Consider the following 15,254-nt stretch of genomic DNA (forward strand, 5'->3'; position numbering starts at 1 on the left):
ACGATCTGACATACCGTCAGCCAGTGGCGAGTGAGCCGAAGGGGCGCGTCGGTGTCGCCCCGCGAGCGCGCGGAGGCCCGCAGGGTCGAGCACGGTCGCGGGGCTCGACACCGACGGGAGCGCCCCGGAGGCGAACCGAGCCTCAAAAGAAGGGGCCCCGCGCTGTGAATGACACCGCCCACGCACTCGGCACGTCCCGCACCCTCTGGGAACTCCTCGACCGCCGCGCCGGCCTCACCCCCGACCGGCCCGTCCTCCTCCAGGACGACCGCACCCTGAGCTTCGGCGAACTGCGCGCCCGCGCCGAGCGGGTGGCAGCCGGGCTGCACGACAGGGGCGTACGCCCCGGCACGGTCGTCGCCTGGCAGCTGCCCACCCGGATCGAGACGGTCCTGCTCTCCTTCGCCCTGGCCCGCCTCGGCGCCGTCCAGTCCCCGGTGATCCCCTTCTACCGCGACCGCGAGGTCGGCTTCGCACTGCGGGAGTCGAAGGCGGAGTTCTTCGCGGTGCCGGGCGAGTGGCGGGGCTTCGACCACACGGAGATGGCCCGGCGGCTGGCGGCGCGCGGCGTCTTCGAGGCGTACGACCGGCTCCCGGACGGCGATCCCTCGACGCTCCCGGCCCCGCCGGCCGACGGCACCTCCGTCCGCTGGATCTACTGGACCTCGGGCACCACCTCCGACCCCAAGGGCGTCCTCCACACCGACCGTTCGCTGATCGCGGGCGGCTCCTGTCTCGCCCACGCGCTACGGCTCACCTCGGACGACGTCGGCTCGATCGCCTTCCCGTACGCGCACATCGGCGGCCCCGACTACATGGTGATGCTGCTGCTGTACGGCTTTCCGGCGGTGCTGTTCGAGCACTTCGCGCTGCCGGCCGCACTGGAGGGCTACCGCGAGCACGGGGTGACGGTGGCGGGCGGGTCGACGGCGTTCTACTCCATGTTCCTGGCCGAGCAGCGCAAGCAGCCCGGTGTTCCCGTCATTCCCACCCTGCGGCTGCTGGCGGGCGGCGGGGCCCCGAAACCGCCCGAGGTCTACCACGCGGTCGTCCGGGAGATGGGCGTGCAGCTCACCCACGGATACGGCATGACGGAGGTCCCGATGATCACGATGGGGGCGCCGGACGACTCGGTGGAGAACCTGGCGACGACGGAGGGGCGGCCGCCGGCCGGAATGGAGATACGGATAGCGGCGGACGGCGAGGTGCGGCTGCGGGGGGAGGCCGTCTGCCGGGGCTATCTGGACCCCGCGCAGTCGGCGACGGCGTTCGACGCGGACGGGTTCTTCGTGACGGGCGACCTCGGACACCTGACCGACAGCGGCCATCTGGTGCTGACCGGGCGCCTCAAGGACGTCATCATCCGCAAGGGCGAGAACATCTCGGCGAAGGAGATCGAGGACCTGCTGCACCGCCACCCGGCGGTGCGGGACGTGGCGGTGATCGGTCTCCCCGACGCCGAACGCGGGGAACGGGTCTGCGCGGTCGTGGAACAGCCGCCGGCGGCGGAGGCGCTGACCCTGGAGGCGGTGACGTCGTACCTGCGCGCGGAAGGGCTGTCGGTCCACAAGCTGCCGGAGCAGGTGGAGGTGGTGGACGCCCTTCCGCGCAACGAGACCCTGCGGAAGGTCCTCAAGTACAAGCTGCGCGAGCGTTACTCGGGCACGGTGAAGTAGCGGGCGAAGGCGTTCACGACCTCCACCTCGTCCACCTTGCCGTCGGCGTCGGTGTCGAGCGTGGCGGCGGCGGCCGCGCAGACCTCCTCCGGCGCGCCGAGGGCCTTGAGGACCCGGGCGGTCTCCTCGACCGTGGCCTTCCCGTCCCCGTCGGCGTCCGCGACCGCCAGGGCCGCATGCAGGAAGGGGCGGGCGATCTCGGCGAATCGGTCGGGGTTGTCGCGCAGTCGCTTGACCGCGCCGTTCACGAACTCGTCCCGGGTGATGCGCTGGTCGCCGTCCCGGTCCGCTATGCCGGCCATGCCCTGCCAGAAGGCCTCGGCACCGCCGTACAGGGCCTGGCCCTTGTCCGAACGCGCGGTGGTGCCGAACTCGTTGAGAACCGCCTTGCTCGCCGCGCTGAAGTCCTCGCGGTCGATCCAGCCGTTGCCGTCCTGGTCGAAGGTGGCGAACCGGGCGGCGATCCTGCGCTCGTACTCGCTGCTGACCATGTCTCTCGGGGCCCGCCTTACGTCAAGTGGGGTGTTTCTCGGACGGAGCGTACGACGTCAGAGGCCCGGACGGAGCGGGAAAGCGTCGCTTGTACCAAGACTGCGGGAATTCCGGGACAACCGTGTGGCCACCGGGACGCCACCGCGTGCGACAGCTCACACGTACGTACTGCTCATCGGGAGAGGTGCCGAGGTCAGGCCGACAGGGGGCCGGCCTCCTCCTCGGGCTCCGGCGCGACCGCCGAGGCGACGTCCGGGTGGACGTCGAAGAGACGGCGGACGCCGAGGGCGGCGAGCACGCGGTTGACATGCGCGCCGTGGGCCGGGCCGCCGCCCGCGTGGCCGTCGGCGGGGAGGATCAGCTTGAGCCGTCCCCGGCAGGAGCGCATGAGGCGGCGGGTGGCGATGAGGACCCCCACCCCGCTGGAGTCGCAGAAGACGACGTCGGAGAGGTCCAGGACGAGGCTTCGGCGGCCGTCGGCCACCGCCTCGTGCACCCGCTGGCGCAGCAGGGGCGAGGTGACCAGGTCCATCTCACCGGACACGTGCAGCACGACCCACCCGCCCCGCTCACCCGGCTCGCCCGGTACGCCCTGCCCGTCCTGATCGCCGTCGGTCACTTCGAACGTCACCGCGATGCCTCTCAGTCGCCGAACCGGAAGCCACTGCACCGCTTCCTGCTTGCGCGGCTGCCCCGCCGTCGTTCCATGAAACACCCGCGGCCCGCCGAAAGAGCGGGGTAAGCGAGCCAATTCAGGGGCCTTTTCGGTGCGATTTCTATCGAGTACGGTCACATGTGATCGACTATTGATCGCGAATGGATGTGAAGCGGTCCTGGCCGGTCGGATCCATGCAGATCCGGCCACACATGGGGTCGTACAAGCATACGAAAGGCGGGCGGACGCCCACGTGGGCGGCATGGAAACGGCTTGCGCCGACGGTCATACCACCTCCGGCCCCACGAGGGGCGCACATTGCCATAAAGGGGCGTGCGTGGTCAGCGGTGCCGACTACATTCGGGACGGCAGTGCACGGAGGCTTGAAACGGTGCCGGAACCGGGCCGCTGCGACGCCGGACCGACGAGGGGGTCGGTGACGGGTCGACACGGGGTCCACGGTCCGGAGGTCATCAGGAACGGCGCAGGTACGAGCAGGGTGAGGGGGCCGTATGGCGACGAAGGACGCACCGCCCCGCTGGGACCGCAGGATGCAGCAGCGGCTGGCGCGCGGCGAGGCGGCGGCGCTCGGTGAGCTGTACGACCGGTTCGCGTCCCTCGTGCACGGGCTCGCCCACCGCGTCCTCGGCGACGAGCGGGGCGCCGACGGCATCACCCGCGAGGTGTTCCTCCAGCTCTGGGAGAACCCCGAGGCGTACGACCCCAAGCACGGCCCCCTGCGTTCCTGGGTGGCGGCGCTGACCCACCGTCTGGCGGTGCAGCGGCTGCGCGCCACCGAGACCGCCGCGCTCGCCCGGGGCGGCGAGGGCACCGCGGAGGACCTGGAGCGCAAGGTGCGCCACGCGTCGGTCGCGGCCCGCGCCGACTACATAGTGCAGGCGATGCCCACATCGCTGCGGGCCGCCCTGGAGCTGGCGTACTTCCAGCGCCGCGACTACCGCCAGACCGCCACCGACCTCGGCGTCACCGAGGACGAGGCCCGCCGCCGCCTGCGCCTCGGCCTGCAGCTCCTGTCCACCGCCCACGACACCCGCCCCTCCGGCACCCCGCCCGAACCCGGGGCCACGGCGTGACCGGCGGACCGACCCCGTTCGGGGCCCCCGGCGACGACCCGGAGGAGCAGGGGCCCGGCGGCCCCCACGACGGTGACGGCGGTGGCGACGGGCCGGCCGGGCCGCCGCGCATACCGCTGCCGCGTACCTCCGTGGAGGACACCGGTCTGCCGCTGCCCGACCCCGCGCCGCCGACGGCACCTCCGGCGTCCCTCGTGCTGGAACACCATGTGCTCAAGGCGCTGCTCGGGGCCTGGGCGCTGGCGGCGTGCTCGGCGGAGGAGGCGCTGGCCGTCGAGGAGCACCTCGGGTCGTGCGGGGCGTGCGCGGACGAGGCGCGCCGGCTGCGGGAGGCCGTGGGGCTGCTGCACCCGCCGGAGAGCCTCGACCTGGATCCCTCGCTGCGCACCCAGGTGCTGGGCGTCTGTCTGCGCCGCCGCCCGCCGCGCATCCCCGTGCCCGGCTGGGCCGCCCCGTACGACGCGGAGACGGCCCGGCTGGACGCGTTGCTGCAGGACATCGGGACCGCCGACTGGCACGCGCCCGTACGGCTGCGCTGGTTCGAGGGCGTGGGGCCGGTGAGCCGGCGGACGACCGTCGCCGGGGTCATCGCCCATCTGCTCACCGTCGACGGGATGGTGGCGGCCGCGCTCGGTCTGGACGACCCGCTCGGCGGGCTGGATGCGGCGGGCGACGAGCCCGTCGGCGATACTCCGGCCGCGCGCACCGAGGCCTACTGGAAGGCGTCCCACTTCCCGCCGAGCCGTGCCCTGCGCGCACCCTGGCGGCAGCAGAGCCACGACATCGTCCGCACGACGTCGTTCACGGGCGGTGGCGGGCCGGACGGCTCCGACAACTCCGGGCGCCTGCCGGTCTCGTACGGCGGCTTCGAGCTTCCCCTGCGGGACGCGATGCTGGACCGGGCGTTCGAGTGCTGGATCCACGCGGAGGACATCGCGGAGGCCGTGGACTACCCCTACGAGCCGCCCTCGGGCCGCGATCTGCACGGCATGATCGACCTGGCGGCCCGCATGCTGCCGGTGTCCCTGGCCGAGCGGCGCCGGACCGGCCTGGCGTCCCCGCCCCCGCCGGGCCGCCACCTCGTACCGGCCGGCGCCCCCGGCCGCAGCCTCCGCCTGGAGATCGAGGGCTCCGGCGGCGGCGAGTGGCTCATCCCCCTGGACTCCCCCGCGGCCCTAGGCTCCGCCGACCACGAGGTGGCCCACGTCGCCCTGGAGGAAGCGGCGGCAGGCCAGGCCGGCGACCGCGAGGCAATCAAAGACGTCCTGCTAGCGGCAGCGTCCCTGAGCCGGATGTAGGGGGCCGGGAAGGGCGCAGCCCTTCCCGGGGCGCGGGGAACCGCGCGAACAACCCCACACGACCCGCACCCGCCGACACAACACCCGCCCCCGACCCCTGAGGCGCCCCCGCCCGGCGGAGCCCCTACGCGAAGACGACCGTCCGCCGCCCGTTCATCAGAATCCGCCGCTCCGCATGCCACTTGACCGCCCGCGCCAACGCCTGGCACTCCACGTCCCGCCCGACCGCGACCAGCCCCTCGGGCGTCACCCCGTGCCCCACCCGCTCGACCTCCTGCTCGATGATCGGCCCCTCGTCGAGGTCGGCGGTGACATAGTGCGCCGTCGCCCCGATCAGCTTCACACCCCGCGCATGCGCCTGGTGGTACGGCTTCGCACCCTTGAAGCTCGGCAGGAAGGAGTGGTGGATGTTGATGATGCGACCGCTCAGCTGCTTGCAGAGGTCGTCGGAGAGAACCTGCATGTAGCGGGCCAGAACGACCAGCTCGACCTTCTCCTCGCGCACGATCTCCAGCACCCGCGCCTCGGCCTGCGCCTTGGTGTCCTTGGTCACCGGAATGTGGTGGAAGGGGATGTCGTACGACCCCACCAGCTCGGCGAAGTCGGTGTGGTTGGAGACGACGGCCGCGATCTCCACCGGCAGCGCCCCGATGCTGGCCCGGAAGAGCAGGTCGTTCAGGCAGTGCCCGAACCTGCTGACCATCAGGACGATGCGCATCTTCTCGTCGGCCCGGTTGATCTGCCAGTCCATCTGGAAGGAGTCACCGATCGCCGCGAAGCTGGCCCGCAGCTTCTCCACGTTCACCGGCGCCTCCGCCGAGAAGTGGACGCGCATGAAGAACAGTCCCGTGTCGTGGTCGCCGAACTGCTGGCTGTCCTCGATGTTGCCGCCGGTCATGAAGAGGTAGCTCGACACGGCGTGCACGATGCCCGGCTTGTCCGGGCAGGCGAGGGTGAGGACGTACTGGTCGGCGGGCGCCGCGGCTCGGGTGGACTGCGCGTTCATGCCGGACAGGGTCCCATATGGCGTACCCGGGTCGGCAACCGTCCCGAGGACCGGACCACCCGTCCGCCCCTCGCGCGCCCCTCGCCCGTCCCGCCCGCCCTTCCGGCCCCTACGCCGCCCGCGTCATGATCCGCAGCACCTCAAGGGTGCGCGGCGGCGTGTCCGGGTCCTCCCCGTCGCTCGCCGAGAGGCGTACGTGGGCCTCGCGGGCGGCGCGGACCGCCTCGGGCCAGGCCTCGTGGTCGACGTAGGCGGAGACGGGCGCGTCCGGGCCGACCTGGTGCATGATCCGCAGCACGCGCAGCACGGCGGTGTCGACGAGGGCGGCCTCCTGGGCGTCACGGAAGATCGTGCCCACGTACTTCTCGGCGGACCAGTTGTCCAGCCAGGTGTCCTCGACCAGGCGGTACACGGCGTCGGTGACGTCCCCGTACCCGTCGACACCGGCCAGCCAGACATTCTGCTGGAACGCGGGGTCGGAGAGCATGTGCAGCGCGGAGCGCACATTGCTGCGCCAGCGCCACCACGGCATGTCGTTCAGTGGCATGTCGCCCATGGTGGATGAGCGACGCCCGCGACGGGAAGGGGTCTCCGGACCTTGGACGGTCATCGATCCTGCGTTCCTCTCTGCAACCACGCGAAAATACGATCGTAGCTCTTTGCAATTCACCTCCTGGTCACCTCACGTCGACCGTCCGTCACTCCCGGGTTGGCGGTGTGGCGGAATCGTGCGGAGCCATGACTGGTTCCCGGGCACGACGGACCCCTCTGTTCACAGACCTCCCCCTAGGGCTGGCCAAACGCCTGGTCAGGGCCACCACACTGGCGGCGTGTGCGTCGCTCGTCGCCGGGTGCGGGGTCGTCCCCGGTACCACGGGGGGTACCGGGGACGACCCCGTCACCGTCATGACCTGGGCCCCGGAGAAGACGTCCGCCACCAACAAGCCCGGTATGCCCGCCATGGCGAAGGCGTACGCCCGCTGGATCAACGCCAACGGCGGCATCAACGGCCGCGAACTCAAGATCCTGACCTGCAACGACCACAACGAGACCGTGAACGCCGCGAAGTGCGCCCGCCGCGCCGCCGACGAGAACGTCGTCGCGGTCGTCGGGTCCTACAGCCAGCACGGCCGTTCCTACCTCGCCCCGCTGGAGTCCGCGGGCATTCCCTACATCGGCGGCTACGGCGTCACCGACGACGAGTTCGCCAGCGCGCTGTCCTACCCGGTCAACGGCGGCCAGGCCTCCCTCATGGCGGGCCTCGGCGAGCAGCTGGCCAAGGCGTGCGGCCCGGTCGCCCTCGTGCGCCCCGACTCGATCGCCGGCGACCAGCTGCCGCTGCTGCTGGACTCGGGGCTGCGGTCCGGGGGCCATCAGGGATCCGAGGACCAGCTGGCGGCCGAGGACGCGACCGAGTACGGCGGGCACGCCCGGGAGGCCCTGCGGCGGGCCGCCTCCGATCCTGCCGCGGAGGGCTGTGTGGTCCCGGCGCTCGGCGACCGCACCTTCACCTTCATGGACTCCTTCCGCCGCGACCGCGGGGACTACCCGTCCGTCCGCACCGGGACCGTCCTCGGCAGCGTCGACCAGACGGTGATCGACGCGACCGGCGGCAGGTCGGGGCCGTACGAGGGGGCGTACGTCACCGGCTGGTACCCGGTGGAGACCGACAAGCGGTGGGACCGGATGAAGCAGGTGATCCGGGAGCACGCGTTCGACGACAACCGGATCGACCCGGCGGACCCGGGTGTGCAGACCACGTGGATCGCGTACACCGTCCTGCGGGCCGCCCTGCGGAAGATCGGTGACGGCGAGGTGACCGCCCAGGCGGTCCGCCGCGTCCTCGACGACGGCCTGACCGTCACCACGGGCGGCCTCACCCCACCTCTGAGCTGGCGCTTCGAAGACCTCATCGCCTCCGCGGGCTTCCCCCGCCTCATCAACCCGGAAGTCACCTTCCAGGTGGTCCGCAAGGGCCAACTGGTCGCCGCCCGCCGGGACTTCGTGAACGTGGAGAAGACACTGGTGGAGGCGGACAGCTGAGCGAACCGGGCGGCGCCGGCCGACGGGCTCCGGCCGACACGCTCCGGCTCCGGCTCTGACTCCGGCTCCGACCGCGGCCGCAGAGCCGTGGCCGCGCCGCTTCGCTAGAGCTGGACCGCCTGGCGCGTGGTCAGGCCGTAGGTCGTGGCGATGGTGTTCCAGAGCTTGGCGGCCTTGGCCTTCTCCGCGCTGGCGGTGCCGCTGGCCGCGTTGCCGGCCTGGGTCTGGCCGGTGGGGCGTGCCTGGCCCTTCTTGCAGCCCTTCCTGCCGGCGCTCTGGTCGGCCCACGCGGCGTAGTGGTCGTCGGCGGAGGCGGAGGCCTGCCAGGCCTTGGTGAGCGAGGTGGTCAGGGCCTCGTGGTCGGGCAGCTTGTCGACGGACAGTTCCCCGAGCCGGGTCACCAGCTCGTTGCGCTGCTTCGCCGCGTCCCGCAGATCGGTGGCGGCCTGCCCCAGGTTCGTGCAGGTCTTGATGTTCGCGACCGCCTTGATCACGCTGTTGCGGCTGTTGCCGCTGTCCGCCAGCAGCTTGTCCAGCGCGACCGCCTGCTCCTTCGCCGGATCGGCCGCCGCGGACTCCGACTCCTCGGGAGCCCCGGTCGCCGCCACGGGCTTGTTGTCGCTCGGCGAGTCCTTGTCCCCCGACCCGGCCATCAGCGCACCCGCCCCGATGCCGAGCACGGCGATCCCCACCCCGACGAGCGCGATGAGCGGCACCCGGGACTTCGTACGGCCGCCCCCGCCGCCCCCGCCGTCCCGTCTCGCACCGGCCCGCCCGGCGTGACCACCGTGACCGCCATGACCGCCATGACCGGAGGGCCCGCCCGGGCCCCGCGGCGGCTGCGGAGCGGCCGTGTGGTCGATCTTCGGCATCTGCTGCGTGGCCCCGGCGGCACCCTCCGCCGCCGCGTCGCTGCGGAAGAGGCTGTCGAACACGTCCGGCTGCTGCTGGGGCGGGCTCGGCCGCCGCGGCCCCGGCGCACCGTACGGCTGCGGCTGGGCCGGCGCCTGCGCGGCCACCGGCGGGATGAACTGCGTCGGCTGGGCGTCCGGGTTCCCGGCGGGCGCCGTGTGCGGGGGCTGTCCGGGGTGGCCGGCGGGCGGCAGGGGCCCGGCGCCGTGGTCCGGCACCCGCCCGAGGTACGCCGTCGCGTCGGCCGACGCCTCCGGCGGCAGCGCGCCCGGCCCGACCGGCGGCAGGAACTGCGTGGCGGCCTCCGCGGCGGGCGCCTGCGCGGCCACCGGCGGTATGTACTGCGTCGCGCCTTCGTCCATGGGCATGGCCCCGGTCGCCGGTACGTAGGGGATGTACTGGGTGGCCCCCTCGTCCACGGGTGCCTGCGGCGGGGCCGCCTCACCCGCGGCCGGCGGCAGCGGCGTGCCCGAGCCCGTTCCGCCGTATCCCCCGAGGCCGTACTCCGACCCCGTGGAACCCTCGGGCGGCAGCGGCGTCCCGCCCTGGGTGCCGTACGCGGCCTGGGCCCCGTACGGGTCGTAGGGGTCGTGCGTGCCCTGACCGCCCCACTCCGGAGCGGGTGGCGCGGACGGCGCGCTGTTCCAGTGGCCGGCGGGCGCCGCGGCCTCCTCGGAACCCCACTGCCGCTGCTGGTCCCACGGCTGGGCCGGGGCAGGCGGCAGCGGCGCCGGCGGCAGATCGCTCGGATGGAGCGGCGCCCCACCGTCCGAGGGCAGCACGATGCCTTCGCGCGCGGTCCGCGCCGAGGGCTCCTCGCCCTGTCCACTCTGCGTCACCGAGACTCCTACGAATGGGGGACTTGCGGAATCGTCGACTCACGCTACCGGTTCCGGATGACGGCCCACGCACCACCCGCGCCCCGAGGAGGGGGCGAAGCCGCCCTCAGGGACGCGGGAACCACGTGAGCCACCCCAGTACCCCACCCACGGCGCTCTACGCCGCCTGCAAGTCCATGCGCGCCCCGAACTCCCTGACCACCGCCTCCTCCCGGAACGGCTCCAACCGCTGCTGGAAGTCGTCCAGATACTCGGCCCCGCGGTTCGACCGCAGCGATCCCAGCAGCTCCACGGCCTGCATGCCCGTGTGACAGGCCTGCTCGACCTCGCGCTGCTGCACCTGCGCCGTGGCGAGCAGGACGTATCCGATGGCCCGCCGGCGGGCCCGTGACTCCGGATGCCTGGCCAGGGACTCCTCGGCCCGCCGGGCCGCCGCCTCCGCCTGCCCCAGATCCCGGTGGCAGTGCGCCAGCTCGTCGGCGAGATAGGCCTCGTCGAAGTGCCTGATCCACACCGGGTCGTCCCCGGCCGAGGGATCCGCGCTCTCCAGCGCCTCCACGGCACGCCCCGCCGCCGCCTGCGCGGCGCGCGCGTCGCCCATCAGCGCGTGCCCGCGCGCCTCCGCCGCGTGGAACATCGACTCCGCGCGCGGCGTGGCCCGCCCACGCGCCCCCTCCTGCGCCGCCCGCGCCAACTGCGCGATCTCCCGCGGGTTGCCGAGCTGCGCGGCGAGGTGACTCATGGACGCGGCGAGGACGTAACCGCCGTAGGCGCGGTCGCCCGCGGCCTGGGCGAGGCGGAGCGCCTGGATGTAGTACCGCTGGGCGAGGCCCGGCTGCCCGGTGTCGACGGCCATGTACCCGGCGAGTTCGGTCAGTCGGGCGACCGAGGCGAACAACTCCCGCCCCACCGCCTCCCGGTAGGAGCCGGCCAGCAGCCCCGAGACGACGCTGTTCAGGTAGTGCACGACGACCGGCCGCACATGCCCGCTGCCGTACTGGTGGTCGAGGTCGACGAGCGCCTGGGTCATCGCGCGCACGGCGTCCACGTCGGCCGACCCCACGCGGGGTCCCGCCGTGCGGGCGACCTGGGAGTCCGGCGACGAGATCAGCCAGTCCCGGCTGGGCTCGACCAGCGCGGAGGCGGCGACGGACGAGCCGGAGAGGAAGTCCCGCCGCCCCACGTCGCTGCGCCACAGCTCGCAGACCTGCTCGATCGCCCCCAGCACCGTCGGCGAGAACTGCAGACCGACGCCGGACGCGAGGTTCTTGCCGTTGGCCATGCCGATCTCGTCGATGGTGACCGTGCGGCCCAGTTTGCGGCCGAGGGCCTCGGCGATGATCGCGGGCGCCCGGCCCCTCGGCTGCTGTCCCCGCAACCAGCGGGCCACGGACGTCTTGTCGTAGCGGAGATCGAGGCCGTGCTCCGCGCCGCACATGTTGACCCGCCGGGCCAGCCCGGCGTTGGAACAGCCCGCTTCCTGGATGAGTGCCTGCAGTCGTTCGTTCGGCTGCCTGGCGACGAGCGGCCTTGCGGCCATGGCGTACCCCCTGTGGCTGTGGTGCCTTGCCCACGCACCGAGTTGACGTGTCCTCAGCGGCCGACTCCTCTCGCATACGTGTACCCACATATCGAAAGGTTCCGGCCTCGAAGATCAATGCCCCGCCGACATACCGAAGATGCGAGACATACCAGGATTGCCGGGGTAAACACGGATGCTGTACCCCACACGTGGCTACCCGGCTCACTCCGTGATCCCGCCCGCGCGCCCCCGGCCGTGCGCCCATGCGCCCCGGCCCGATCGGCGATGCTCTCCCCCGCGCATGTGACTTCCGTAACCCCTGATGACCGCTAGAGTTGTGTTCATCGTGGAAGAGACCATCGCGGGCCCTGAAGCTGCCCACATCCCGAAGCAGCGTGGCGAATCGCTGCTGGACACCGCCGTTCGCTACACCGAAGATCGCCACTGGGACGTGTTCCCCGGTACATGGCTGGAAGCCGTCGACGGGGTGCAGCAGTGCTCCTGCGGCAGCGCGGTGTGCGCCGCCCCCGGCGCGCACCCGGCGCGCGAGGACTGGGCGACCCAGGCGACAGGCAGTGCGACCGCCGCACGCCGTCTGTGGTCGGAGCAGCCCACCGCGTCGATCCTTCTGCCGACCGGCCATACGTTCGACACGATCGACGTTCCGGAGACCGCCGGCCTGCTGGCGCTGGCCCGCATGGAACGCATGGAGCTGACCCTCGGCCCGGTGACCTGGACGCCGGACCGCCGGATGCACTTCTTCGTGCTGCCGGGTGCCTCCGTCAAGGTCCCCGATCTCGTACGGAAGTTGGGCTGGTCGCCGCTGGCGCTCGACCTCAGGGCGCTGGGCGAGGGCGAGTACGTGGCGGCTCCGCCGACGCGGTACGGGTCGCGGGGGGCCGTGCAGTGGGCCCGGCGCCCCACCCCGGCCAACCGCTGGCTGCCGGACGCCGAGGAACTGATCTCACCGCTCGCCTACGCGTGCGGGCGGGACGGGCGCCGCTGACTCCCGCCGCCCTCGCGGGACCGTTTCCCCAGGGTGTCGTCATGACTGAGGACACCTTCTGGAACGTGGCGGAGGATCAGGAAGTGGTCCGGTAAGGGGAGTTCTCCTGACCGTGGTCCGTGCGCCGCTGCCGGGCGGTTCGGCGGTTCTGCCCGCTCATGATCTGGTGCGGGCGCGGGAGTTCGTGTCCTCGTTCGGGACCGTCGACGCCGTCCGCGAGGAACTCGCCCCCGTCGACGCCACCGACGCCGTGGCCCTGGCGACCCGGGCGGATCTCGATGTCGTCCGGGTCGGATGCTGGGGCGGCGTCACCGAGATCGTCGATCCGGCGCTGGGGAACCTCGGGGACGACTGCCACCTTCAGCACCATCACCGGCGCGAGGACGGCCCAGGGCACGATCGACAGGATCAAGGCGTCCGACGACGAGCTGAAGCAGCTCCGGGGCACCAGCCGCACCCAGGCCGGCATCTGGGAACAGCGCTCCAACGGCATCGAGCGCACCGGCAGGCCCAACGTCCACACGCACGACGACAAGCGGTTCGACGCCGACCCCCTCAAGGGCGGGCGCGGCCCGATCATCGACTAGGCCCTGCGCTCCGGCAAGACGCCGGAGGAGGCCAAGCGGCTGCAGAAGATGTACGACGCCAACAACGGCAAGGGGTACTTCGGGCGGCCCGGCGGCATCGACTTCTCCTCCCTGGAGATGAACTACGTCGGCGAGCCCGTGAAGGGCGAGGGCCTCGACTACGGACGAGGGAGGGCCCCGGAGCGGTCCGGGGCCCTCCCGCCGTGTGGGAATCAGTCCGAGAAGGTGTCCAGGAACGGCTCTATGGCCGCGCGCCACGCGTCCGGCTGGTCGTAGTGGACGAGGTGGCCCGCGTCGGCGACCTCGGCGTACTGGCCGTGGGGCAGCACGCGGACCATCTCCTGGGACTCGGCGCGGCCCAGTTCGCCGTCGAGGCCGCGGACGACGAGGGTGGGGCAGCGGACCTGGGTCAGCTCCTCCCAGTGCGCGTCGTACACCCACGTCTCGCGGGTCTTCAGCATCTGCTCGGGGTCGAAGACGGGCCGCCAGCCGTCGGGGCCCTCGTGCATGACCTCGGCGTAGAACTCGCCGCGGGACGGGCTGGGGCGCTCCACCCAGGGATCGTCCTCGCCGAACCACTTGCGGACGTCGGCGAGGGTGGCGAAGGGCAGCGGCCAGGCCTTGAACCAGTTCTCCCACTCGCGCTGCGAGGCGGCGCCCAGCGCCGAGGCCCGCATGTCGCAGATGATCAGGCCGCGCACCAGGTCCGGGCGGCGGGCGGCCAGCTGCCAGGCGGTCAGGGCGCCCATGGCGTGGCCGATGAGGACGACCGGGCCCAGGCCCAGCTGTTCGACCGCCGCCTCGGCGTCCTCGACGTAGGCCTCCCGGGTGTACGCGGCCTGCTCGGGCTTCGCGCTCTGGCCGTGACCGCGCTGGTCGAGTGCGACGGCGCGGTGCCGTTCGGAGAGCCAGCGGGCGGTGGGGGCCCAGTGGGAGGCGCGGCCCATGAGGCCGTGCAGTAACAGCACCCCCGGCCGGGGCTCGTGTTCACCGGACTTGGGCGGTTCGTCGAACTCCCAGGCGGCGAGACTCACGCCGTCCGCTCCCGTCACGTCGATGCGCCGCACCATTGGCACCCCCCAGACTCCCGCCCGGACCACTCGCTCCCGCCTCGTGTACCCACTTCGAGCCGGTTGGTCCACTCGTCCCAACTGCTGTCGTACCGCTGTTCCGCTGCTGCTCCTACTGCTTCCCCGTCGCATCCGCCGTCGCTCCAGCCGCCGTCACCCCGTGCGCGCCGCTCGGACGACCCGCCCGTGTGTTACAGCGTGCATATCGGTTGACACGTTACGTGTGGGGTGCGCGAGTCGGTCAGGGCACGTGTCACACATCGCCACGCCGCCCACGCTATCGAATGCACATTCGAAGATCCTGCCCTGGGCGGCAACACCCCTCGTTCGAGTGACCCCCCTCAAGGATTGCCCGCCGCCACCGAGGGGAGATCTTCAACGGGAGGCGGACCGCTCGGGGAAAACGGTCCGAGGGGACTGACCCTGGGAGCTCGGGGCTCCGGGTCAGCACAGGGGAGGACAGGCCCCGGCGCCACACGGCGCCGGGGCCCTCCTCACGTCCACGGCACATCAGCCCCGCCCCCTCCCCTACCACCGGAGATCCGCCGTCTCGGGCGGCCAAGAGCCCCTCAGGTCATATGCCTCACGCGCAAGCCTCGCATGCGAACGGTTCGCGCGCTGCGATTCGGCGCACTGAATCTTCGACGGGGCGAGATCCCGGACACGAACCCCGATCCCCCACAACTTCCCCTTCCGCACCGGGAGTTGGCGGCCGATACGGACATCCACCGACACACACCGAACAACGGTCGACGCAAGCCGACACGGACCGCCGTCGACGGCCGGAATCAGCCAGTTCCGACAGCGCGGCAGCCGACGGCGCGGCGTGCGGCGGTCGCCGACGGGGTGCGGGTGTGTGCCATCCGTCGGGGAGCGAGGCGAGCGGCGCGACCTGGCTCGCGGGCTCGGGAGGGCGGGTGGCGCCACCGGAACGACGGCCGGAACCGGGCGGCGGAGCGGCGTCGGCCGGTGCGGCGCTCGGCGGCATCGGTGTGCCGTCCGCCGACGGCGGGGTGGGCGGACCGGTACGGCTCACGGGAGGGCGAGCGGGGTT

General features: G+C 72.5%; 13 protein-coding genes and 1 pseudogene. 7 read left to right on the plus strand and 7 right to left on the minus strand.

Annotated features, from left to right (window positions below; translation table 11 throughout):
• Positions 1 to 164 precede the first annotated feature (164 nt).
• A complete protein-coding gene (locus H4687_RS20900) occupies positions 165 to 1,676 on the plus strand; it encodes a class I adenylate-forming enzyme family protein (protein WP_046919662.1) in 1,512 nt (503 codons plus the stop codon).
• Here H4687_RS20900 and H4687_RS20905 read toward each other — a convergent pair.
• Together H4687_RS20905 and H4687_RS20910 are read right to left on the minus strand one after the other, a co-directional pair.
• Entirely contained in the window at positions 1,655 to 2,167 is a 513-nt protein-coding gene (locus H4687_RS20905) for an EF-hand domain-containing protein (protein ID WP_046919663.1), read from the minus strand. The two genes, H4687_RS20900 and H4687_RS20905, sit on opposite strands and share 22 nt — an antisense overlap.
• 194 nt (positions 2,168 to 2,361) lie before the next feature.
• A complete protein-coding gene (locus tag H4687_RS20910) occupies positions 2,362 to 2,805 on the minus strand; it encodes an STAS domain-containing protein (RefSeq protein ID WP_373560673.1) in 444 nt (147 codons plus the stop codon).
• Positions 2,806 to 3,335: 530 nt separating this feature from the next.
• On the opposite strand from H4687_RS20910, the gene H4687_RS20915 reads away from it, so the two are divergent.
• Together H4687_RS20915 and H4687_RS20920 are read left to right on the plus strand one after the other, a co-directional pair.
• Entirely contained in the window at positions 3,336 to 3,917 is a 582-nt protein-coding gene (locus tag H4687_RS20915) for a sigma-70 family RNA polymerase sigma factor (RefSeq protein WP_046919665.1), read from the plus strand.
• The gene (locus H4687_RS20920; RefSeq protein ID WP_046919666.1) at positions 3,914 to 5,215 is read left to right on the plus strand and encodes a zf-HC2 domain-containing protein; all 1,302 of its coding nucleotides are present in this window, start codon (positions 3,914 to 3,916) and stop codon (positions 5,213 to 5,215) included. Before H4687_RS20915 ends, H4687_RS20920 begins: the two co-directional genes overlap by 4 nt.
• 124 nt (positions 5,216 to 5,339) lie before the next feature.
• Here H4687_RS20920 and purU read toward each other — a convergent pair whose 3' ends face one another.
• A complete protein-coding gene (purU, locus tag H4687_RS20925) occupies positions 5,340 to 6,221 on the minus strand; it encodes a formyltetrahydrofolate deformylase (protein ID WP_050398177.1) in 882 nt (293 codons plus the stop codon).
• A 109-nt stretch (positions 6,222 to 6,330) separates the two neighbouring features.
• Positions 6,331 to 6,831, minus strand: coding sequence for an SCO4402 family protein (locus H4687_RS20930; protein ID WP_028797063.1), 501 nt, complete (start codon positions 6,829 to 6,831; stop codon positions 6,331 to 6,333).
• A 128-nt stretch (positions 6,832 to 6,959) separates the two neighbouring features.
• Between H4687_RS20930 and H4687_RS20935 the strand changes: the two genes are divergently transcribed.
• Positions 6,960 to 8,264 carry an ABC transporter substrate-binding protein gene (locus tag H4687_RS20935; RefSeq protein ID WP_078907130.1) on the plus strand — a complete coding sequence of 435 codons (1,305 nt, stop codon included), beginning with the start codon at positions 6,960 to 6,962 and terminating at the stop codon, positions 8,262 to 8,264.
• 104 nt (positions 8,265 to 8,368) lie between these two features.
• Here the strand turns inward: H4687_RS20935 and H4687_RS20940 are convergent, their stop codons facing one another.
• On the minus strand, positions 8,369 to 10,015 hold the full coding sequence (locus H4687_RS20940; RefSeq protein WP_050398178.1) for a hypothetical protein: 1,647 nt from the start codon (positions 10,013 to 10,015) through the stop codon (positions 8,369 to 8,371).
• 157 nt (positions 10,016 to 10,172) lie between these two features.
• The gene (locus H4687_RS20945; RefSeq protein WP_046914949.1) at positions 10,173 to 11,555 is read right to left on the minus strand and encodes a hypothetical protein; all 1,383 of its coding nucleotides are present in this window, start codon (positions 11,553 to 11,555) and stop codon (positions 10,173 to 10,175) included.
• 304 nt (positions 11,556 to 11,859) lie between these two features.
• On the opposite strand from H4687_RS20945, the gene H4687_RS20950 reads away from it, so the two are divergent.
• The 3 genes and pseudogenes from H4687_RS20950 to H4687_RS20955 all read left to right on the plus strand — a co-directional run bounded on the left by H4687_RS20950 (position 11,860) and on the right by H4687_RS20955 (position 13,130).
• Positions 11,860 to 12,543: a bifunctional DNA primase/polymerase gene (locus tag H4687_RS20950; RefSeq protein ID WP_046914950.1), complete on the plus strand. Its 684-nt coding sequence runs from the start codon at positions 11,860 to 11,862 to the stop codon at positions 12,541 to 12,543.
• A 112-nt stretch (positions 12,544 to 12,655) separates the two neighbouring features.
• Positions 12,656 to 12,859 (plus strand): annotated as a pseudogene (locus tag H4687_RS48515) (DUF6333 family protein); the annotation flags it as partial.
• On the plus strand, positions 12,822 to 13,130 hold the full coding sequence (locus H4687_RS20955; protein ID WP_046914951.1) for a hypothetical protein: 309 nt from the start codon (positions 12,822 to 12,824) through the stop codon (positions 13,128 to 13,130). The pseudogene H4687_RS48515 and the gene H4687_RS20955, both read left to right, overlap by 38 nt.
• 212 nt (positions 13,131 to 13,342) lie before the next feature.
• Here the strand turns inward: H4687_RS20955 and H4687_RS20960 are convergent, their stop codons facing one another.
• A complete protein-coding gene (locus H4687_RS20960) occupies positions 13,343 to 14,200 on the minus strand; it encodes an alpha/beta fold hydrolase (RefSeq protein WP_046914952.1) in 858 nt (285 codons plus the stop codon).
• Positions 14,201 to 15,254 lie beyond the last annotated feature (1,054 nt).

Source organism: Streptomyces stelliscabiei (genome assembly GCF_014873495.1).
Classification (GTDB): Bacteria; Actinomycetota; Actinomycetes; order Streptomycetales; family Streptomycetaceae; genus Streptomyces; species Streptomyces bottropensis.